At 47.8% G+C, this 21,433-nt stretch carries 17 protein-coding genes, 1 tRNA gene and 1 other RNA gene; 3 read left to right on the top strand and 16 right to left on the bottom strand.

From position 1 onward, the window contains the following. Nucleotides 1–23: 23 nt before the first annotated feature. From EA58_RS07000 to EA58_RS07020, 5 genes are all read right to left on the bottom strand, one after another. Nucleotides 24–1,640 (bottom strand): methyl-accepting chemotaxis protein, encoded by a 1,617-nt coding sequence (locus EA58_RS07000; RefSeq protein WP_036750734.1) that lies wholly within the window; start codon nucleotides 1,638–1,640, stop codon nucleotides 24–26. A gap of 156 nt (nucleotides 1,641–1,796) precedes the next feature. Continuing rightward, on the bottom strand, nucleotides 1,797–1,988 hold the full coding sequence (locus EA58_RS07005) for a hypothetical protein (RefSeq protein ID WP_036750735.1): 192 nt from the start codon (nucleotides 1,986–1,988) through the stop codon (nucleotides 1,797–1,799). Between the two features lie 93 nt (nucleotides 1,989–2,081). Next, the gene (locus tag EA58_RS07010; protein WP_036750736.1) at nucleotides 2,082–3,122 is read right to left on the bottom strand and encodes a DUF2955 domain-containing protein; all 1,041 of its coding nucleotides are present in this window, start codon (nucleotides 3,120–3,122) and stop codon (nucleotides 2,082–2,084) included. 11 nt (nucleotides 3,123–3,133) lie between these two features. Further along, nucleotides 3,134–4,192, bottom strand: coding sequence for an HlyD family secretion protein (locus EA58_RS07015; protein ID WP_036750737.1), 1,059 nt, complete (start codon nucleotides 4,190–4,192; stop codon nucleotides 3,134–3,136). A gap of 6 nt (nucleotides 4,193–4,198) precedes the next feature. Then, the gene (locus EA58_RS07020) at nucleotides 4,199–4,681 is read right to left on the bottom strand and encodes a MarR family transcriptional regulator (RefSeq protein WP_036750739.1); all 483 of its coding nucleotides are present in this window, start codon (nucleotides 4,679–4,681) and stop codon (nucleotides 4,199–4,201) included. Nucleotides 4,682–4,950: 269 nt separating this feature from the next. Between EA58_RS07020 and EA58_RS07025 the strand changes: the two genes are divergently transcribed. Continuing rightward, the gene (locus EA58_RS07025) at nucleotides 4,951–6,642 is read left to right on the top strand and encodes an Hsp70 family protein (RefSeq protein WP_235199571.1); all 1,692 of its coding nucleotides are present in this window, start codon (nucleotides 4,951–4,953) and stop codon (nucleotides 6,640–6,642) included. A gap of 54 nt (nucleotides 6,643–6,696) precedes the next feature. On the opposite strand, the gene EA58_RS07030 is transcribed toward EA58_RS07025, so the two are convergent. The 10 genes from EA58_RS07030 to EA58_RS07070 all read right to left on the bottom strand — a co-directional run bounded on the left by EA58_RS07030 (nucleotide 6,697) and on the right by EA58_RS07070 (nucleotide 17,773). Further along, nucleotides 6,697–7,563, bottom strand: a complete 867-nt coding sequence (locus EA58_RS07030) for a hypothetical protein (RefSeq protein WP_152547957.1) — start codon at nucleotides 7,561–7,563, stop codon at nucleotides 6,697–6,699. Nucleotides 7,564–7,580: 17 nt separating this feature from the next. Further along, complete coding sequence (locus EA58_RS07035; protein ID WP_051641937.1) at nucleotides 7,581–8,279, bottom strand: hypothetical protein; 699 nt, start codon at nucleotides 8,277–8,279, stop codon at nucleotides 7,581–7,583. A 342-nt stretch (nucleotides 8,280–8,621) separates the two neighbouring features. Further along, nucleotides 8,622–11,468, bottom strand: coding sequence for a J domain-containing protein (locus EA58_RS07040; protein ID WP_036750742.1), 2,847 nt, complete (start codon nucleotides 11,466–11,468; stop codon nucleotides 8,622–8,624). A 2-nt stretch (nucleotides 11,469–11,470) separates the two neighbouring features. Continuing rightward, complete coding sequence (locus EA58_RS07045; protein WP_036750745.1) at nucleotides 11,471–12,238, bottom strand: DUF1266 domain-containing protein; 768 nt, start codon at nucleotides 12,236–12,238, stop codon at nucleotides 11,471–11,473. Nucleotides 12,239–12,850: 612 nt separating this feature from the next. Beyond that, nucleotides 12,851–13,327, bottom strand: a complete 477-nt coding sequence (locus tag EA58_RS07050; protein ID WP_036750747.1) for a hypothetical protein — start codon at nucleotides 13,325–13,327, stop codon at nucleotides 12,851–12,853. A 572-nt stretch (nucleotides 13,328–13,899) separates the two neighbouring features. After that, the gene (locus EA58_RS07055; protein WP_036750748.1) at nucleotides 13,900–15,063 is read right to left on the bottom strand and encodes an MFS transporter; all 1,164 of its coding nucleotides are present in this window, start codon (nucleotides 15,061–15,063) and stop codon (nucleotides 13,900–13,902) included. Beyond that, nucleotides 15,056–15,295, bottom strand: a complete 240-nt coding sequence (locus EA58_RS07060; protein ID WP_152547959.1) for a hypothetical protein — start codon at nucleotides 15,293–15,295, stop codon at nucleotides 15,056–15,058. The genes EA58_RS07055 and EA58_RS07060 overlap by 8 nt, the downstream gene beginning before the upstream one ends. Nucleotides 15,296–16,465: 1,170 nt before the next feature. Beyond that, a non-coding RNA gene (locus tag EA58_RS21305) (RtT sRNA) lies at nucleotides 16,466–16,594 on the bottom strand. A gap of 47 nt (nucleotides 16,595–16,641) precedes the next feature. After that, a tRNA-Ser gene (locus tag EA58_RS07065) sits at nucleotides 16,642–16,732 on the bottom strand. A 138-nt stretch (nucleotides 16,733–16,870) separates the two neighbouring features. Next, nucleotides 16,871–17,773, bottom strand: coding sequence for a DMT family transporter (locus EA58_RS07070; RefSeq protein ID WP_036750824.1), 903 nt, complete (start codon nucleotides 17,771–17,773; stop codon nucleotides 16,871–16,873). A 102-nt stretch (nucleotides 17,774–17,875) separates the two neighbouring features. Here EA58_RS07070 and EA58_RS07075 point away from each other — a divergent pair, with 102 nt between their 5' ends. Next, nucleotides 17,876–19,351, top strand: a complete 1,476-nt coding sequence (locus EA58_RS07075; RefSeq protein ID WP_036750754.1) for an aminotransferase-like domain-containing protein — start codon at nucleotides 17,876–17,878, stop codon at nucleotides 19,349–19,351. After that, nucleotides 19,348–20,484: a PQQ-dependent sugar dehydrogenase gene (locus tag EA58_RS07080; RefSeq protein WP_036750756.1), complete on the top strand. Its 1,137-nt coding sequence runs from the start codon at nucleotides 19,348–19,350 to the stop codon at nucleotides 20,482–20,484. The genes EA58_RS07075 and EA58_RS07080 overlap by 4 nt, the downstream gene beginning before the upstream one ends. 55 nt (nucleotides 20,485–20,539) lie before the next feature. Here the strand turns inward: EA58_RS07080 and htpX are convergent, their stop codons facing one another. Further along, nucleotides 20,540–21,424: a protease HtpX gene (gene htpX / locus EA58_RS07085; RefSeq protein ID WP_036750758.1), complete on the bottom strand. Its 885-nt coding sequence runs from the start codon at nucleotides 21,422–21,424 to the stop codon at nucleotides 20,540–20,542. Nucleotides 21,425–21,433: the final 9 nt, after the last annotated feature.

Consider the following 21,433-nt stretch of genomic DNA (forward strand, 5'->3'; position numbering starts at 1 on the left):
CCCTGTCTGTCCGCACAATCAAATCATACTTTAAAATACGCCAGATGCTGGTTCAATACTTCTGAAGCCTCTGCCATCGCCTGACTTTCCTGGGCCAGATTCATTGATGCTTCTTTCATGGCGTTGGCAGACAAGTGAATGCTGCTGACGTTTTCATTCATCTCGTTTGCCACAATGCCCTGCTGTTCCGCTGCTGCCGCAATCAGCACAACTCTGTCTGTGGTTTCGTTCAGATCAGCAACCATGGTGTCAAACGTCGCCCGGGTTTCCAGGGCAACATCCACACAAGCCGCCGCCTGATGATGACTGGACTGCATGGTCTGGCTGGACTGCTCGGCAATCTGCGTCAGACGATCAATACTGGCTTTCACTTCCGAGGTCGACTGCTGGGTACGGCTGGCCAGATTGCGGACTTCATCTGCGACCACCGCAAAACCACGGCCCATTTCCCCCGCCCTGGCGGCTTCAATCGCTGCATTCAGTGCCAGCAGGTTGGTCTGTTCAGACACATCCTGAATCACGTTCACGACCGCATGAATTTCTTTGACGCCGTTCAGCAGCTGGTTCACCAGGCTGTCGGCTTCCGTAATGTTTTCGGCCACCGACTGGATATTGTCACTGGTCGCTTTCATCTGAATACTGCTGTCATGCGCCTGCGCCGAAACGCCTTTGGTTGCTTCTGATGTACTTTCCGCATTCTGCGCAACATCATTGATCGTCGCAGACATTTCATTCATCGCCGCAGAAAGCTGCTCCAGTTGCAGATGCTGAGACTCGACACTGGAAGCCGTTTCCTCACTGGCACCAGCAATCCGGCTAGCCATATCTCGGGAATGCGCCGCCGACTCACTGGCAACTTTCATTGCCGATTGCAGTTTATCCAGCATGCGATCCACTTCATTCCCCATCACACCAATTTCATCTTTGCGGTTTTTCCGAAGTCGAACTCTCAAATTGCCATCGGCAATATCGTGGACCTTATCCACCAGTGCATTCAGTGGTGTGACAATATCACGGGCCAACACATAGCCAACCAAACCCAAGAGAAGAATGGCAATGACGGCGAACCCTGCCTCTTTCGCCAGGCTGAGATAGAAGGCATCCTGAATATCTGAGACCAGAATACCTGAACCCAGAACCCACTCCCATTCCGAGAAATACATCACATAAGAGATTTTATCGTGCAGGCGGCCATCCGGTGCCCGCCAGGTATAATCCAGAAAGCCTTGCCCGGTCGACGCGGCAATACTTGCCATTTCCTGCCAATGGAATTTTCCGGAGCCATCACGAATGGTCGACGCATCGGCACCATTCAACTCCGGTTTCAGGGGATGCAGAATCACCTTCTGCTGAGGATTGGTGATCCAAAAATAATTATCACCATCGTAACGCAGTTGCTCAATGGCTCGCTTGGCCATCGTCTGCGCCTGTTCTTTCCCAAGTACAGCCACTTGTCCTGCAAAATACTGAACAATGCTATGCGCTGTTTCAACCTGAGCCCGCAACTTATCTTGCCGCTCCTGAAACGATGCAGAGCGTTGTAACGCCAGATTATAAATACAGACAGAGACGATAATGCCTGCAGCAATCACCACAAGCAGCTGTAACTTTATTTTTATTGAGATATTCCCTAATTTCACGCTATCACCTTGCCGTCATAAGCAACAAAGTGACTATTGTGACTCAGAAAATCGCCTCCGTTGTTATCTGATATCAAAGAAAAAAGAAATGTATACCCTTAAGCCATTTCGCAAAATAAGTATATGCGAATTCGGTCATAAAATGTTGTCACTATGTTACTGTTCTTCTGCCTCAATCAGTGCGGCCCGCTGCACAATTTCGGTCGGAAAACCCGCAATGCCCGATTGATTTTTTGCGCCAGTATCGTTTGATGCCATCCGGACCCTGTGCTTCAGCCCAATCGTCCGGCGGGTGACGGTCATCGACAAAATCATCAGGAACAGACATACCACATGAGGTCTGGACATGATCGATCTCAAGAATAAAAATCTGTCGGGCACCGACAGATTCTGGAAACAGGGCAAACGGACACCGGAGTGAACACTTCCCTTTTCATTCAACTATGAAGCAACGTGAAACCGTGTTGCCTCAAAACTGTTCAGGAGACGATGAACCAGGTAAGTCACCAGTAAAGTCACCACGATGGCAAAAAAGATACTGCTGACACGATAAAGGGCACTGAAGATCAAATCATTCCCGGGCGTCAGATACTGACCAAACAATATCCCCAGGGTGGTCAGCCCGCCAAAGCCGGCGCCCGAACCACTGGACTCTTTAACATGCATGTAGCTGAAGATCATCGCACCAATCCATAACAGCGGAATAATCAACACCAGCATATCCGCCCAGTCATAAAGAAACAGCTGGCCAGCGACCCCGAAGCTCACCCCTAGCAAAGTTCCCATCGCCCGCTTTCTGGCATATCCCAGCGCACCATTCCAATGCATCGGAAACAGCAGTAACAAGGTTGTTGCCTGAGCAGACATAGAATCATTGAGATCAAAAACCTGAAACACCAGAAATGACAGGGTTGCGATACTTGCCCCCAGTAAAGCTTCATGGCGCATCCGGTGAGACCCTTTAGGTTCTGACGGACGTGGCGGTGGCTGACGTGGTTCGGCATCCGGAATCAGAAAGGTCACCAGATAAGCAATGATGACAGACAGAACGCTGGCCAGCAGATTGCCGAAAATCAGTTCATTCAGATCGACACCGGGATAGCTGGCGAAATGCAGCATGATACTCAGGCTCAGTACACTGTTTGCACCAAACAAAAACAGTGGGCCTTTCGACATACAGGCAAATTTATAAAGAAAGAGCACAAAAACGATCAGCGTCATGATGCCGGGATGGCCGCCGAACAGTCCCCCAAGAATTCCGACCTCCAGTCCGCAGACAATGGCAGCTGCGAACAACTGGCGGGCAGCATGGGCACTCATCACAGGCACCATCCCCAGAAGCAGCATGGGCACCACGGTAAAAAACACCCCGTAGTTCCAGCCAAATAACTTACAGATGGTAAAACCAAGTGTGGCACCGGTTGCGATTCTCAGACATTGCCGGAAATCATTTTCCGACATGGGATGATCCCATAACTTCATGACGCCTCCGGTTAATAAATATAATGTAGCGTGCTCAGAAACTGAATCTGAGCCTGAGCAACCCAGGCGAATAACCCATTTTCAGGCACCAGCTGTACCGTCGCTCTTGCACCGGCAGGCAATTGCGTCGGTAAATTGCCATCGACATGAAAGTGCAACCGCATACGCTGGGCATCCCGTACCCATCGGTTAGACTCGGTTGGCGCAGCAAGGCGACCATTGGCATCAAACTGACCCGAGCTGACCCCGGCATCCAGACTACTGATATGGGCAGCAAAAACCTGACCGGGCTGACTGTCAAAAGCAATCAATGCCTGGCTATTCTGCGAGAAATGGCGAAGGCTTTTTTCGCGGAAATCCGCAATGATATCAACGTCACCAGACACTAAGGCCACCAATGGATTTCCGGCTGCCGCATAAGCCCCTTTTTCCAATTGCAGATTGGTGATTACCCCATCGTGCCTGGCTTCCACACGGGTATAAGATAAGTTCAGCTCGGCTTGCTCAAGCTGGTTTCTGGCAACACGAATGTTCAGGTTCAGATCACCCGTTTCACCGCGGCTGACTTTCAGTTCCTGTAAACGTGCTTCAGATGCTGCCAAATTGGCTTTTGCCGCCAACGATGCACTTTGCGCATCATCGCGTAACTGACGCGACGTGCCATTCCGCAGGAAAAGCGTATTGAGACGGTGTGCTTCGCGTATTTTCTGCTGCAACACAGCTTCATTTGCTTTCACATCAGCTTGGGCAGCCAGAATCGATGCATCCAGCTGGGCATTATTCTGAGTCACCTTTTCCAGTTTCAGGTATGCCTGCTCAACAGCCAGCTTGTATGGCGCCGGATCAATATCAAAGAGAACATCCCCTTTGTGCACCATCTGATTATTAGAGACATAAATCTCGGTAATCTGGCCACTCACCCGTGGCGCAACTTTCGTCACCACCCGAGTGGCCATCGCCTGAGGCGTTAACGGCATCGCCAGATCGGCCATCAGGAAATAACCAAAGACAAGGACAAACGCAAAGCAGGCATATTTTATCCAGCGCGCAAATTTCTGATCAGGGGTCATAGGCGTTTATTTCTCCTTGGATGCTTGGTCTGTATTCTGGCTAAGAAAGTCGAGAGCATTATGGGCAATTTGCTCCAGAATCAGGCTCAGCATCTGAGATTCCTGATCATTAATATGCATGAGCAACTTACGCCGCACTTGCAAAATTCGGGTTTCCATCTGGCTGATCAAATGACGCCCCTCATCTGTCAGACTGACAATGCGGGCGCGTTTGTCTTTTTCACAGCTGCGACGCGTGACCAGCGACTGATCTTCAAGATGCTTCAGGGTTCGCATGAGCGAAGCCAATTCGATTTCCAATGCCTCTGCCAGCGTCTTCTGGCTGACGTTGTCGCCAAGCCGTTGCAACTTCCACAACGCTGTCCAGCGAGGATAGGTCAGCCCCAAAGGGGCCAGCTCTCGATCAGCAACTGTTTTCCATAACCGGGACACCCGGCCTAACTGCTCTGCCACAGGCAGATCCCGCAAAATGTTGACGTCCTGAACCATGATTAATTGCCTTAATTACTTAGCCTGCTAAGCAATATAAACTAGTTAGCAGGCTAAGTAAATTATCTGTGAGTTCAATCACACAATTCTTGTACGAGCATTCTGCCGCCACCGCTGTCACTATGGCCACGGTAGTGGTGACGTAAAGAAAACACTCGCCTGAACATTTCAAAAGGAAATCAGGTTTACTCAAGGCATCACATCTTTGAAATCAATGCATTGGCCGTAAACATATCTCTTGCTATTCTGCTGGTTTCATGGAGAAAGCAGTGGATGTACGTGTGATTGAAAACAGTGAACTGGCCATTGGCATTGATTTAGGCACAACAAACAGTGCCATTGCAGTCTGGCGAGACGGGAAACCTGAACTGATTCCGAATGCGCTGGGAAGCTATCTGACACCGTCTGTTGTCAGCATTGATGAGCGTGGGCAAGTTCTCATTGGTGATGCTGCACGCTCCCGCCTGATCACACGTCCGCAGGAAACCGCAGCAGCATTTAAACGCTTCCTGGGCACAGAGAAAACCTATCAGCTCGGCAAAACACGCTACACACCAACAGAACTTTGTGCCTTAATTCTACGCTCACTGAAAGACGACGCAGAAGCCTATCTGGGAACGAGTATCAAACAAGTGGTAATCTCCGTTCCGGCTTATTTCAGTGATCAACAGCGCAAGCAGATTCATCAGGCTGCTGAGCTGGCTGGATTAATCGCTGTCAGGTTGATCAACGAACCCACAGCAGCCTGCCTTGCCTACAGCCTGCATGAAACGCATGAACGTCGCTTTCTTGTGTTCGACTTGGGAGGCGGGACATTCGATGTAACCGTTGTGGAGCATCAGGATGGTTTTGTTGATGTACGTGCCTCAGCCGGTGATAACCAGCTCGGTGGAGAAGATTTCACTCGCCAGCTCGCTGAATATGTCATCGATCAGCTCAAGGTGAACCCGAGCGATCTCAGCCTCAACGACATGGCTAAAATTGTCAGTGCCTGCGAAACCGCCAAAAAGCAGAATAACTCAGACTTCACAATCAGCCTTGCAGATCCCTTTAACCGGAGCTTTTCTCTGACACCATTCCAGTTAGAAGAGATCTGGAAAAGTACGTTGCTGAGGTTATCACAGCCCTTGCGACGTGCGCTCAGCGATGCCCGGATCAGCACAGAAGAGATCGATGAACTGATTTTTGTGGGCGGGGCGACCCGATTGCGCCAGGTACAACAACTGGCAACGCGACTGATTGGCCGCTTCGGACAAAATACGCTGGATCCCGATTTGGTCGTCGCGATGGGCGCAGCCACGCAGGCAGCCTGCCGATTGCGTGACAAAGCCGTTGAAGAAATCGTCCTGACCGATGTCTGCCCGTTCAGTCTGGGGATTGCGGCGAATCGTGACGGTCAAACGGATGTCTTCAGCCCAATCATTGAACGCAATACTGTCATTCCGACATCCAGAGTCGAACGTTTCAATACCGCCTACGATCAGCAGACCAAAGTCCGCATTGCCCTGTATCAGGGTGAACGATTCTGGGCTCGGGAAAACATCTTTATCAGTGACTTTGAGATTGAGGTCCCGGCCAATCACGCCGGCGCTGAGGCTATTGATGTCCGATTCAGTTACGACATCAATGGCCTACTGGAAGTCGATGTCACCATTCTATCGACCAATACCACAATCCAGAAGGTCATTGATCGCACGCCTGTCGGCATGAGTGACGAAGATAAACGCGCCAGTCACGAGCGACTGGCCAAACTGAAATCCCATCCGCGAGATAAGCTGCCCAATATCGCCCTGACAGAAAAACTCAACAGGCTGTATGAAGAAAAGCTTGCCCATGAAAGACAGATGGTCGAGCAGCTCATCCTGCACTTTACTCAGGCTTTAGAAAGCCAGCATGAGCAAACCATCAACCATGCGAGAAAAAATATCGAACAGCAGTTGAAGATGTGGGGGTTTCACTAAAAAGCTATAAAACCCGCGCACAAACCGGGAATATGAGAACATATTCCCGTTCTTTTAGCATTGTGTTTTAAAGTTTTGCATGGTCGTCGCAGGTTTTGGATAAGCCATATACCACGAACGGATATCCTTGATGATTTGATATCCGCATTTCTCCTCAACCACTGTCCCGCGGATCGCTTTCACCCCAGCATCATTTTCGATCAGGAACGTCTGCTGCTTCGCTTCAGTCGAGGTGTACTTGCCGGTCAGTTCATTTTTAGCGATATATATCATCCCCTTTAATAGAGAGGATAATATTTGTGCTAACTCTTCCCGATCACCATTCAGAATGCGGTTGCGTTGAAGCTCATCTAAAGTCGGCCCATAAATCTGAATCAGGTTCTTATACCTGACATCGTTCTGACCCTCATTGGGCAGCCAGACAACCGATTTTAAAGACAGCCGATTCATTTCAGCATTACTGAAAAAAATAGGCTTCATTCTGATCGTTTGCGCGCTTTGGGGATCACCTTGCAATAAAAGCGCATCATATTCCCCAATCAGTGTCGTTAAAGGAATATCTTTCGTCACCTCAATTAATGACAAGATTTTCTGATTCGCTTTCTCTTGCTCTTGAACCAATTTTTCCGTTCTCTGGGACTGGATGATCGCAGAATGGGTCCCAATTTGGGCCAGCAACCCAACCAATCCACCGGCTCCCTGATACATGATTTGAGTTGAATCAATTGAATCATCCGGCAAGTAGACGCCCCGCATATCAACGAATGTGGCATCTTCAAAACTGAACTGAAACCCTGACTCTGAAATCGTACCATTAGACAGCTGATTGGTGTATTGCGCGTAGTCATCCCGATAAGGGGTGCTGCCGCACCCCACCAAAGACAACACGGTTAACATGAGGAAGCATGAATAAAGTCTCATTTGTTAACCTTTGATGCTTAAATCGCTTGCTGGATATGATGTTTCACATTTTCAATCGCCTGATAATATGACATCGTCACATTTGGGAAGGCTGTCGGCTCATCCCACTCACCACTTGGCTGCACTTTTTCATTAATTTCTAAATACTGCACATACGCATTTGTATTCAAATCAACCGCATATAATAAACCTTTGACATAGCCTTGCGGATCAGTATTTGGAACATAGCCACTGAAACTACGATAAGCACCATGCTGGTCAATTTGTAAAACAACCAATAAGTCTAGATCCATGGTTTGTTTCAAGCTGGTAAAATCTTTTGTTGCGAAGCCAAGACCTTTATCAGAATCTTTCAGATCAGCGATGTTCATCCCCAAATCAACCAGTTTTACCTGATTTGAGCGTGACGCATACTCAGACAGTACAAGCGCTTTGATTTTGTCCAGCTCTTCATTCGTCAGTGTACTTTCCAAATGTGTGTCGAGGCTACTGGTTAACGCTGAAGCGACACCATAGCAAAGCAAGCAGTTTGCCCCTAAAATATGCGTGGTTGCTTTATCCGTCGGCTGAATATAAACAACCCCAATTTTCAGATTATTTGAAAGCAGGCTTTCATCCAGTTTGACCGTTGGCTGAGGTGTAACCGAACATGCCGAAAGTAAAAGTGCAAAGCCAAAGATAACAATCCCTTTCAAATGCTTCGTTATTGTTTTCATTCTTTCTCCATCTTATTTATCAATCATGTACTTCACTGAGTACATTGATCACATTCACCACAATATAAATTCTTCCGGATCAATGACAGTCAACCTATCGATTGAATCATGAATCTTTTCAGGACTTGAGCACTGGAATTAACCCGTCAAAATTATGACGAAATTTACTTGATTCGTGCAGGCGAATCAATTGAATTGTGATAAAACGTTCAGCATGAAAGTTTTTGTGAAAATGATGTGCAATCATACAGCACACCATGCTCGCAACAATTAATTTACATTTCGTGTCAAGACAAAATAAAAGAGGCCATACGGCCTCTTTCTCTCGTGTCTTATTTCTTTTTATTTTTTCAATCCAAGTATCTTACGCAGATTCACTTTCCGGGATGTCACCACTTTTTTCTCCCAGCCCTTATTTGCCAGAAGATCGGTTAAACCCCAGATCGTTGAAAAAAGCGTCACTAAGGTCACGAGGGCACAAAACAAAGATTGTGACATCTGAGCAACCCACAACACAAAGACTGAATAGATGAGAAACTTATATTTATTCCCCTTTTCAATCATGGCAGACGAGATTCGCCATAAAAGATAAACAAAAAGCGGAATAAAAAAGAGTTTGGCGAAGGATTTTCCAGCATGACTGAGATGAAAAACCTCTTGCTTACCCACCTCACCAAATGTGGAAGGAAATGAAAATAGCCAAGCGGTACAAAAGACAACCAGTAAACACAATAATTGAGTTTTACTGAATGTTGCCGCTTTTTTACCTTTCACTTGAATGTCATGCTCAAGCCGACGTTGATACATTCCTTCTAAATGCGCAATCGCAACATCCGTGGTTTCTCGTTGCAGCTCAGTTTGTAATTCACGGCGATGTGTGAACATCTTCAGGGATGTCAGATCATACCCTTTATCTCCCAATCCCAGATGCAACTGAGTCAGCAAATGATACATCGGGTAATGAAAGTTCTTAGCCTCGTCGACCGGAGAATAATCCGCCATTTCTGCCGGAGGAATAAACCACGCCTTGTCTTTCGTCAGCAGCGCATGCATAAAGTTTGGTGTTGTCACAAGATAGCTTTCTTGTTCCAGTCCATTTTCAGATCTGAGCCTGAGCAGCGACTGTTGTTGCCAGGAAACCACATCCTGAAAATGAGGATGCCTGTCCAGCGCCGCTGCGGTGAGATTCCAGTAAACAATCGCCTCATCAAAATGTTCACGCTCTAACATACGAGACAGCGCACAACATGCAGCCACCTCCCCGAGTTTAGCCAATACGATTAACTGAGACTGATTACAGTTCCGTGTCAGCAAAGTGATCTGAGCGTCGACAATGGCACGGAAAACAAACTGTTCCGGGTGTGTGTCCAGTGCCCGGAGCGCATCAGACAAATAAGCCAGTGGCTGCGCAGCAAACGGAAGTAATTTAGCAATCGGCCCATGCTGTTGTGATTCAGGTAATCCGGGCATTGCCTCAACGATTGCCTGTCTGGGGGAACCCACTGGAGACATATGCGCGAAGTAGAACAATGTCCAGTCAAACATGCCTTCAAAAGGCGTATCCTGCCAACAACTGGACAAACGAAAGTCTGGATTTACGCTCCGGAAAAAGCTGAGTGAATCTGCATACATCGGATAGGCAGACACTTCCCACAACTCCTCCTGAACCAGGATTTCCTCATCCATTAACCGGTAAAACCAACTGTCCGGAATGATAGGATGACGGAGCACACATTCAAGCCACTGAGCTTTCGTCTGAGAATTGATTTCGTCATCCGTCAGAGGTTCAACATCAAAGAAAGCATCCGTTTCATAAAGTGAAAGTTTATGCTGTAGCGACGGACAACCGGTTTGCGTGGCCAGTATTTCCGCAACCCAGTGCAAGGTCAGCGTGATCAATTGGGCTGAATTTGCATCAGTTCCCGCGGCCTCGACTGCGATAAGCTGTTGTTTGATGCTTTCGAGCCAGGCCCAACTGCCAGAACGACCCGCCCAGAATGCTTTCACCAGTAATACAGGCAGCCCATCCAGCCCGGCAAAATCAAGCCGATGGTTAAACGCCGGATGTTCATGGTCTGTCAACTGCCCAAATAACCAATCGAACAACCTGCGCTCAACGCCCGACGCCGGTGCCGGAAACAATCTGCGTTCTGCACGCCAGTATACCGGAGGTAATGGCTGCCACTGTTGCCGCAAAAAGGCATAACATAAGGCCAGAATGTTCTGATTGCCCAAGGTCCGCTGATACTGTATTTCGGCGACTTCAGCAAAGGCATTCAATGACAACAGACGGTCAGTCACCTGATCGACGGCCTCTGCGAGCCCCAGTCTGACACTGATCTCACCAATGATTTCCCATTGTTCAATTGTCAGGCTCTCAGCAGACGAAATCACTAATCGCTCGATCATCTGGCCCGCAATTGTTTCCGGATAAGTATTCGTGGCCAGAAAAGCTTGGAGTAAACAAACCTGAAATTGAACCGACGGTAACATCAATACCGGCATCGGCTGGTGCATCACTTGTCGCAGGGCTTCTGTATCTCCGTAACCCAGTGCAATATGAAAAGGGCGCAGAAAACTCAGTGCGGCACGCTGTTCAGCACCGGACAGAACACTCAAATGCGACAGCGCAACAGACATTTCCTGTTTTCGCCAGCTATTCAGAAATTCCCCGACTTCACTTTGCTGCTGTGTCCCGGTCAGTAACAACTGCCAGCTCAGCCCTTGCCAGAGCCATTCAATCACTTGCCCGGGGAGCCAGCGGTTTGCCAGCACAATGTCAACGGCAGTATCTGAGATGATCTGCTGCTGAGTAATGGACAGCATCTGAATCTCTTCAATCCATCCCTGCCATTGCTCAGGCTGAAAACGACGCTGTGAATCGGCCAGAAGGCTGTTGAGTGCTTCCGTGAGCTGGTGATGCCGCTCCGGCTGTATTTCAGGCACACCGGTTTTCGGATCTGGCGGACTGTCGGCAACATTTTCATAAATTGGGGTAGATGAAGGTTCCTGAACAGGTTCTTTAGCCTGATTTAAAGACACCAGCGCTTTTTCATAGGCTTCACGGACCCGCTGAAATCCCTCCGGATCCTCTTCAGGATGATGCTGGCGCAACTTCACGCGATAAGCTTTCTTAATCGCCTGCTCATCGTTCGTTTCTTCTATCTCGAGAATATCCCACACACTCACGCTCAGCCCTCTTTCTCTTCATTCAACAATGCAGCCAATGATTCTGGCGCTCGAATTTCCGGTAACGCCGTCTGCCACGCCAGTGCCGGAATCGGAACATCCGGATCAGATTCAATCGCCTCAAAGAAATTGCTGACACCAATGTTGAATCCGTTATTCAGCAGGTAAGGAATATTCACCAGGTCATCGTCTTGATCATTCAGATATTCCCAGTAGCACCGACCGAGAATAAAGCTTTGCAGGTACTGATCCCAACTTGAGAAATGGTGTTGAATCTGACGACAAAAATAATTCAGGAGAAAAGCAAACTCTTCCTGTGTCACCTGACCAACCGCAAAACCGGCACGGGTCAAAAAAGATCCCCGACAATAATCCCAGGCTTTGAAACCCGCCTCACCCACATGACGATAAACAGCATCAACATAGCGCATTTCGGCCTTTGCGACCTCACTCTCCACACCTTCAATCCGGCGCAGCCATTGCGCACTTGTCATGCAGGCCCGCCGACTGAATTCATGACTCCAAATACTGCCATGGACATCCGCCATCGCCAGTTGATGAATCATTTGATGCCAGTCACGCCGACTTTCGATATTCCAGGAACTCGCAAAGCTTTGTCCCCATGCTTCGAGATCATCCTGTGTCTTCTTCATTCCGGGAATATCATAATCATATAATTCCCGGTTATAGCTAATTTGCGGCGAAGTAATCGCTAACCACCACTGGCAATGTGGCAGATTGGCATCAAAAATATACTGAGGTGAAGGCATTCCTCTGTCCCTGACCATATTCAATGAGAACAATAGAATAACTTGATTCGTATGGTGCACCAACGAAGGGTTTCCGACAGATGTATGTAAAGTGAGGCTGGTTAGAAAATTAATGCGCCGGGATCATATTTTCAGTGCTTTTCAGATTGGCAACTGAATGTGGGACGACCTGTCGCGAGCATTAGGAAACGACACAATATGCGCCAATTGCATGACGGCAAAGGCCATAGCTCACCGTTCGCAATGTGATTGAATCACCTGATTTCTGAAATGCTTCAAATCAGATGATAGAGCAGCCTTACGGGCGCAGGTGAAGGTATATTGACTACAGAGGAAGCTTCAGTGGTGCCTTTTGTGACGCGGATAGACTCTAATTTTCGATAAATAACTTATTGTGCCTCCCATCTGTTCATTGAGTCACTGCTTCGACGCTTCGAATATATTTTTAAATTCATTCAAAGCCACTACAGCTTCTTGACGAGTTGTTTGAACGCCATTAAAAAACCGAATGCAGTAATATTTTTTTCACTACAGAGATTACTATTTTGTGAAGCAAATCTTTGCAAAGGAATACCCACTAAGATGGAAAATGCAATTATCTTTTTATTTCGTTTATTCACAACTATCACCTTCAGGAAGAGTAAACACCATACCGTTCATAGCCTTCGACAAAGCCAAATCTTTGAGAAGCCGGGATTTCGTGTTTGTTGTGACAGATGTGATTTGCTGAACAACAACAGCTGGCTTTTCTCCTTCCTGATCTTTAAACTTTGAATAAATGCAACTGATGGCAAGGGTTTCTTCTACCGAAATTTTCTTGACCGCTGCTACATCAGATGTGTCCGTGAGTAAAGCCATCTGCAACGTTCTTGCATATTGCCGGGCCGCTTCATTCTTTTCAGATTCGATATATTGAGAGTCAATATAAATCTCGACATCATCACGAATACCATTCTCATCAGCGTCGATACCTTGAATACTGTCTGTACTCTCTAAATTTGGTATTCGACCTGATACATCACTATCACATGCAGCAAGAAATAACATAGCACTAAAAATAACGATCACTTTATTCAGTTTAAACTTCATACTCTATAACCTCAGAAAATGCACAGGCGCAATACCAGACCAACAATATAAAAACCATCACATTCGTTTACATGACATTGATCTTTTATCTTTATTGATGCGGATTTTTGAATTATGGATTCTGGTATATCAGCGACACTTTAGTTGTTCTATCTTAGCGATCCACCATGATTAAGGGAATAGGCAAATAATCAGATGTCGCCCATCGACACCACTATAATTCAGGCGTTATCTCATTCCATGTTGAGCATTATAAGTCTGAGAATTGATAACATGTGCTTTGAATTTTCCATCGAGTTTCCATCGAAATTGATTTTCCTCTTTTGGTGTTGGTATAACGTCGTATAAATTTATAGCGATATTGTTCTTGTTCAAGAGTTAGGATTAAGCGCGAGCTTTGCTGTGTTTAATCCTGAATTCAACTTACCAAAAAATGTTTGAGCGTTGAAAGTTATCGCTTAATTTCTCAGCAATCCACCAGGTTAATACATGCTTCTAGTTGTCATGGCCACGGCTTTATGGGTAAACCAGAACCAATGAGCTTCCCTAAGTCGATAGGAAAGCTCTAAGTGTTAATAACTTAAATCGTTCTGTGTGATTGCTTTCGGTCGTACCATCCACAACAAGCCCATTGAGCATATAGATGAAAACAAATATAGCGTTGCAATGGAGAACACACCAGACTGATAGCTAAATCCGATCCAACCGAGCGTACCCGCTGTGATAAACCTGATGCTACCGATAACTGAGGACACCATTGGCGTGCCATTCACGGCAAATATCGCTTTGTTGATAGTTACATTGGAAAGGTAAACACTGAAGAAAGTCGCGAGCACAATTAATGGGAAGTAATAGTAAAAGTTGGCGATGCCCTGATTGACGAGTAGCATCATGAAGCAGGCTATAAGTATAATGATAGCGATGTATACGTAATTTGCGCCAGAAAATGCTAGTTTGTTACTGAAGCGTGAAATAAGCGTGTTTGATACAAACAATGCCGCACCGTAGTAGACCATCATTATGCCGTACTCTGTCAATGTGCCTCCGAATTCTTGTGTGAATATTTTCACTGATAGCATGACGAACACAAAGTGAATCGAGAAGTTCAATGTGGATATGACATTGTATGTCCAGAACGTTTTTGAGGACATGAAGTTGTTTTGAGTGTTGTTGTCCTGCTTAGGTTGAGACAACTGCTTTTTAATTAACAAGACGCTGGCAGCGGTAAATACACAAGCGCCACAAGCGAGGACGATAATTGAACTCCAACCAAAGCGCATCGTCATTTCTGCCCCCAGCATTGGTGACAGTGTGATGGCGATAGCGGAGATGGATGCAATCAAAGCACGTATGCGTACGCCCTCACCCTCTTCAAAGCTGTTTCTGATAATGTAGGTACTCATTACGAACGAAGAAGAAAAAAGCCCTTGTAAAAAGCGGGAGGCAAGGAAGAGATCATAATTGTAATGATTAAGTGATAATAGATTAGCCATTAGCAGCAGCACTAAGCTGCCTAGCAAGACTTTAGAGACCCCCAATTTTTCGGCTAGTATTCCGACCAGCAGAACTCCGACACCAAAACCATAGCTGAATAGGCTGATGGACGATATGGTGTCATCGTATGGAATCGCAAAGTGCTCGGCCAGATCGTCAAAAGAGGATATGAACACATCCATTGGAAACATGGAGAGCAACGATAATGAAGCTAAGCAGACTAAAATTCGGGCTCTAAGCATGAGCAAACTCCTTGGCGATGCGGGAAAGACGGTATTGAGTTAGTAGCTCGTTCAGCTCTTTGATTTGCCATGCGCCCAATCGATTCAGCTCCGCGAACAGTACCTTAGAGGTTCTTTCAGCAAAATTGGCGATGTCTTCATATTTGTCTTCCGCTTTTCGAACGGGCAGTAATACAAACAGTTCAGGCTTTCCGATGTAGGTGAGGTAGTTGGCGATCCACGTTCTATCCATATACGAAACGTTGAGATCGAACATGGCAAAGATTTTAGTAATGAACAGTTTTTTTCTGCTAATTCTGACGTGACCCAAAACTTACGCATCAAATCCACAAAAATTGCGGCGTGGCGCTTTTCATCCTCTAAGTGATCTATCAATGAGTGATAGACGGGTTCGTATATCGTATCACGGTGAATATTGGTCAATTGTGTGGCGATACACACCTCGGAATAAACGCCCAACGCCAGCATAGAGACCTCTTTCTCTCTTACATCATTGGCATCGTGCAGAGCCAGCATCCTACTGGACTTTGTGATGTAGTTCGAAAAATACTTACCCCTGTAAGTAATGCAAACCTAACAATTGCAATACGAAGCAACAAGACAAAATGCACCTAATTGCATAATGGTTCTCAGATTAACTGTTTATCTGTCAATATATATGACACCTATCGCATTTTATACATTGAAATATTGATTTATGTCATTAGAAGAATAGAGATGATAGTTTGTATTATGTCACCCTAAAACGCTTGCGCTCGAAAAAATGGCTGAACTGAATGATAAAAGTCACGAAAGTTCTACTGCTCAAAAATGTGATAATCTTGTCTTAGTGCTCATTTACCTCTAATTAATATTTATAATAATAAGATTATCTTATCACCGACATGATAATGATCTTTTCTTTTAAGCAACCATCTCTATTATTCCATATTCAGGTTGTCTAAGTTCTAAAGTCATCTGTCTAAGACAATGTTGCCTTTCTCAGCAACAAGAGTGTAATTGCCTACAAGTTAGATGTGATGCCAACTACTGTGGATAACTGATTATCAAATTCACGACTTCCTGATTATTTTTCTGCTCAAACTTTTAATCAAATCGGATAGCAAAGCAGAGTTATAATAAATATCGAAACCAGCATAAATAACATATACGTCAGGGTATAAATTTAATATAAAAGTTAGTACGTCAGTAATAAAAAAAGATCGCGAATAGGGTTCTTCACCCTATCTCTATCGTGCCGCAGTTCTTACGAAAATTCAGGCGAAAAAAAACCGCTGAGACTTCAGCGGTTTCTTCACATGTGGTGGAGCCAGAACAAGGTATAGAGGGATTTTCAAATCCCGGAAAGCATTTCCAGACCAAGAACGAAAAAAGCCCCGTCAGATGACGAGGCTTTCGAATGTGGCGGAGAGATAGGGATTTATCGCTCGCAGGCTCGCGCCCCTTCGGGCGTTGTCTAAAGACAACGTGGTCTCGCTCCGCTCGGCTGAACCCTCACTAGGGTTCTTCACCCTATCTCTATCCTGCCAAGGTTCAGATGAAAAAAAACCGCTGAGAGTTCAGCGGTTTCTTTAAATGTGGCGGAGAGATAGGGATTTGAACCCTAGATACGCTATTAACGTATGCCGGTTTTCAAGACCGGTGCTTTCAACCACTCAGCCATCTCTCCGTAAGTGGTGCGCATGATACCCAGCCGATTCGATATTGTAAATACCTCACTGAACTGACTGCGCAGATGATCGCCAATCTGAGATAATCCATACCACTTTGATGCGGTTTTCATCAGCAACGCTCTTCTTCTAGCCCCTCACCGGGCAGATGCCAGAGCTTTTTCTTGCGTGAATTTGTTTTTAGGCTTTCGCATCACCAGATAAACCGCCATGGCTGCCAGCAAAAAACCCAGCGCGCTGAATGCATCAAAGGTTTCATCAAAAGCCAGCCAGGCTTCCAGCGCTGTCATCGGAGGCACCAGATAAAACGTCGAGGCCACTTTTGAGGCTTCCCCGTGCTTCACCATATAAAGCAGCAGCCAGATAGCGGTGACCGAAACGCCCAGAACCAGCCAGGCCAGTGTCAGAGAAAACGTGAGGTTCCATTCTATCTGCATGGTTTCTGCGGTCAGCATGACAGGTGCAAACACCATCGCCGCCATGATGTACTGATAAAGCGAGCCGCCGACTAAATCAACCTGACTGCAAAAACGCTTCTGATACAGGGTGCCCAGCGTAATCCCCAGCAACGCCAGTCCCGCACAGGCATAAGCGGCCAGTTGATGCGCGTCCTGCTGCCAGCTCATATTGCCCTGCAGAACCAAGGTGATACCCAATATGCCCAGACACAAACCCAACCATTGGGAAAAGGCCAGACGCTCCTGCCCCAGACACATCAGGATGACGGCGGTCAGCACCGGCTGTAACCCGACCAGCAGCGCACACAGGCCGGCAGGCATCCCAAGGTAAATGCCATAGTAAGTACCGCCCAGATACAGCCCGTGAATCAGTATACCTGTGATCAGGCTATGAATTCTGGCTTTACCGGTCGGCAGTACAGATTTCAGCAACGCCGCAAGCACAGCAAAAATCGCGATGTTTGCCAGCATCCGGACAAACAGGAAGGTAGCCGGTTCCGCATATGGCAAGCCAAAACGGGCACCGATAAAGCCGGTACTCCACAACAATACAAAAATAAAAGGAATCAGTCGGGCCACAATCACCTCTGTCTGGCGTTATCCATCATGATTCACTACTCTATTTGGGTACAGACACAGTTAATAGTGACAGTTTTATAAATTTATCAGGGTACAGACAGGCGCATGGAAAGCAGTCACCAGAGAACAGAGACCAAATATCAGCAGGTCATCGCGGAACTTGAACTGCGCCTTGAACATGGCGTTTATCAGGCCGGTGATAAGCTCCCGTCCATCCGGCAACTGAGCGGACAGATGGCGGTCAGTAAAAATACGGTCATCCGGGCCTATCAGGAACTCGAAGCAAGCCAGAAAATTGAAGCGCATCCACGCTCGGGATATATCGTCACCCTACGTCCATGTCTGGAAACCCAACCCATCCAAACCCCGGGGTTTGTCGATTTGTTATCCCTGAGCCGGACGGTGTTACAGGATTCTCTGTCACCAGCCTTGTTACCGACCGGCAGCGCACATCCGAATACCTCTTTTCCGGCCATCACCTCGCTGTATGCCGAGATTGGCCGTCACAGCCGCTATCAGACACATGTCCCCAGCCATTATTTGCTCCCGCCGGGAGACGAGCAGCTGAGAAAACAGCTGGTGGCTATCAATCAATGGCATGGCATCACCGCCTCAGCCAGCGACATTTTAATCACCCATGGTGCGCAACAAGGGATCAGTATGGCCTTGCAGGCGCTGACCCAACCGGGCGATACCGTCATCATTGAGTCGCCCTGCTATTTCGGTAACCTGCTGTTACTGGAATCACTGGGCCTGAAAGTCGTGGAGATCCCCGCCAGCCTGCAATCCGGCATGGACTTAACCCGGTTGAAACAGGCATTACAGCAATGGCCGATTGCAGCCATCCTGATCAACCCGAGTTTCAACAACCCGACCGGCTCCGTCATGCCGCTCGCTGCCCGGCAACAGTTGCTCGCCATGACGCAAGGCATTCCGATCATTGAAGATGATGTGTTTGGCGATCTGGCTTACGCCGGGCGGCCACCCACGTTGTACAGCATGGATGACAGCCACCGGGTGATTTACTGTAATTCTTTGTCGAAAACACTGGATTCACGCTTGCGCATTGGCTGGTTGCTTGCGGGTCGATACCAGCCTCAGATCGAAAAGCGCCTACTGGCAGACAACATGGGAAGCCTGAACCTGATGCAGTCGGCAGTGGCTGAGTTTCTGAAAACCGGCAAATACCGGGCTCATCTGGGAAAAATCCGGCGCTTTTATCATCAGAATCAACGCCGGTTCAGCCAGATTCTCTGTGCTGCGCTCGACAGCTACCCCTGGCTGGTTGGCCGTTATCATCTCAATCTCGCCGATGGCGGATTTCTGTGCTGGTTGACCCTCCCAGAACAGGCCAACAGCGATCAGATTTATCAACTGGCCTATCAGGCAGGTATTAGCATCCTGCCCGGCAGTATGTTCAGCACACTGGATAGCTATCGCCATTGCCTCAGGCTGAGCTATGCCGCTTTTGAAGACAACCCACGATGGCATACAGGCATCGGACAACTGGCCAGAATCATTGCGGATCACTTGAAGCCGGCCAGCGATATGAATGAAGCGAAGAAAAGGATATTTCAATGAAACTTTGTCAAAACGCTGTCGTCACCATCCTGATTTGGATCCTGTCTTGCCTGCCTGCCCTGGCTTTTGAGCCGAAAGCCAAGGGCAGCAGCGAAGGGATGGCCTATCGAGTCGAAAAAGTAGCCGATGGCCTTGCTATCCCTTGGGGAATGACCTTTATTGATGCCAACCACCTGCTGGTAACACTTCGAGAGGGCCAAGCCGTTCTGCTGGATATTCGTTCCGGGAAGACAACGGCGATTAACGGCCTTCCGGCGGTGTACGCCCGAGGTCAGGGCGGCTTGCTCGATGTCCGGCTTTCACCAGACCCGACAGCACAGGGTTGGCTCTATTTTACCTATGCCAAGCCCGTAAAAGGTGGCGGGGTCACAACGCTGGCTCGTGCCAGATTATCAGGAAAAACACTCACTCAGTGGCAGGATTTAAAAGTCACCCGTTCTCTCAGTGACACCAACCGGCACTTTGGCAGCCGGATCGCCTTTGACGGCCGGGGCCATGTATTTTTCTCTGTTGGTGACCGGGGCCACCGCCCCAACGGACAGGATCTGACCAATCATGCTGCGGCCGTATTGCGACTGAATCTGGATGGCAGTGTGCCTGAAGACAATCCTTTTGTCGGCAGAAAGGATGCATCCGCAGAAATCTGGAGTTTCGGTCATCGCAATCCACAGGGGCTGGCGTACGATCAGGCCAATCAGCGTTTATGGGAAATTGAGCATGGTCCGCGTGGTGGCGATGAAATTAACCTGATCCTGCCGGGCCGGAATTACGGCTGGCCTGTCACGTCACATGGCAAAGAATACTGGGGGCCACTGGCTGTAGGTGAAGCCAGAGAAAAAGCGGGGATTGAATCGCCCGTCAAAGTCTATATCCCCTCCATTGCTCCCGGCAGCCTGCTGCTTTATCGGGGTGATGCCTTTCCAGGCTGGCAGGGAAATTTGTTTGCAGGGGCGCTCGTATTACAGCATCTCAATCGGGTCGTTCTGGATTCAACAGGTAAACCAGTGAAAGAAGAAAGGTTGTTTGAAGCGATGGGGGAACGTATCCGCTCTCTGACCCAAAGCAAGGAAGGTTATTTGTACTTTGCTACGGACAGCGGCAATCTCTATCGTGTTCTTCCCGAGCGTATCTGATCATGCTCAGCCCAAATAAAAAAAGCCCCGGTTCATCCGGGGCCCTGACTATCGTTTACAGGTGTTCACCACGACGCAGCGCATCAATACGCTTTTCCAGCGGCGGGTGGGTCATGAACAGTTCAGATAATGTTTTCCGACCGTTAATCCCAAACGCCATCATGGAGCCTTCCAGATGAGATTCCTGGCTGACTTTCAGTCGTTCCAGCGCGGCAATCATTTTCTCTTTACCCACCAGGCGGGCTGAACCGGCATCCGCCTTGAACTCACGGTGACGGCTGTACCACATCGTAATAATGCTTGCGAGGAATCCAAACAAGAGTTCCATGATGGTCGAAACGATGAAGTAGGTCATGAAGCTGCCGCCCTCACCTTCACCTTCGCCGTCGTTATTGTTCATGCCACTGACGGCACCGGCAATGATGCGCGAAATGAAAATCACGAAGGTATTCACAACCCCCTGAAGCAGGGTCATGGTCACCATGTCACCATTGGCGATATGACTGACCTCATGTGCCAGCACAGCCTCAGCTTCATCAGGCGACATGCTGTGCAGCAACCCCGTTGAAACGGCAACCAGTGAGTCATCGCGTTTTGCCCCAGTCGCAAAAGCATTGATGTCTGGTGAATCATAAATTGCAACGGTTGGCATACCAATGCCTGCCTGCTTCGCCTGACGCGCCACGGTTTCCACCAGCCAGTATTCCGATTCATTCCGCGGGTTTTCAATCACCATGCCGCCAACTGAGCGCAAAGCCATTGATTTCGACATGAAGAGGGAAATCAGGGAACCGCCAAAGCCAAACAACACCGCCATCACCAGCAGGCCATTCAGGCTACCCGGCTGTAAATCTGTAACTGCGTACACAATATTGAGCACAATACTGAACACCAGCATGACAGCCAGGTTCGTTGCCAGGAACAAGGCAATTCGTTTCATACCTTTTTA

The sequence above is a fragment of the Photobacterium galatheae genome, from assembly GCF_000695255.1.
Classification (GTDB): Bacteria; Pseudomonadota; Gammaproteobacteria; order Enterobacterales; family Vibrionaceae; genus Photobacterium; species Photobacterium galatheae.

Coding starts and splice junctions, on each gene's coding strand:
- EA58_RS07005 (WP_036750735.1), bottom strand. CDS start 1,988: ATGTCCAGACCTCATGTGGTATGTCTGTTCCTGATGATTTTGTCGATG.
- EA58_RS07010 (WP_036750736.1), bottom strand. CDS start 3,122: ATGAAGTTATGGGATCATCCCATGTCGGAAAATGATTTCCGGCAATGT.
- EA58_RS07015 (WP_036750737.1), bottom strand. CDS start 4,192: ATGACCCCTGATCAGAAATTTGCGCGCTGGATAAAATATGCCTGCTTT.
- EA58_RS07020 (WP_036750739.1), bottom strand. CDS start 4,681: ATGGTTCAGGACGTCAACATTTTGCGGGATCTGCCTGTGGCAGAGCAG.
- EA58_RS07030 (WP_152547957.1), bottom strand. CDS start 7,563: ATGAGACTTTATTCATGCTTCCTCATGTTAACCGTGTTGTCTTTGGTG.
- EA58_RS07035 (WP_051641937.1), bottom strand. CDS start 8,279: ATGAAAACAATAACGAAGCATTTGAAAGGGATTGTTATCTTTGGCTTT.
- EA58_RS07045 (WP_036750745.1), bottom strand. CDS start 12,238: ATGCCTTCACCTCAGTATATTTTTGATGCCAATCTGCCACATTGCCAG.
- EA58_RS07050 (WP_036750747.1), bottom strand. CDS start 13,327: ATGAAGTTTAAACTGAATAAAGTGATCGTTATTTTTAGTGCTATGTTA.
- EA58_RS07055 (WP_036750748.1), bottom strand. CDS start 15,063: ATGCTTAGAGCCCGAATTTTAGTCTGCTTAGCTTCATTATCGTTGCTC.
- EA58_RS07060 (WP_152547959.1), bottom strand. CDS start 15,295: ATGGATAGAACGTGGATCGCCAACTACCTCACCTACATCGGAAAGCCT.
- EA58_RS07075 (WP_036750754.1), top strand. CDS start 17,876: ATGGAAAGCAGTCACCAGAGAACAGAGACCAAATATCAGCAGGTCATC.
- EA58_RS07080 (WP_036750756.1), top strand. CDS start 19,348: ATGAAACTTTGTCAAAACGCTGTCGTCACCATCCTGATTTGGATCCTG.
- htpX (WP_036750758.1), bottom strand. CDS start 21,424: ATGAAACGAATTGCCTTGTTCCTGGCAACGAACCTGGCTGTCATGCTG.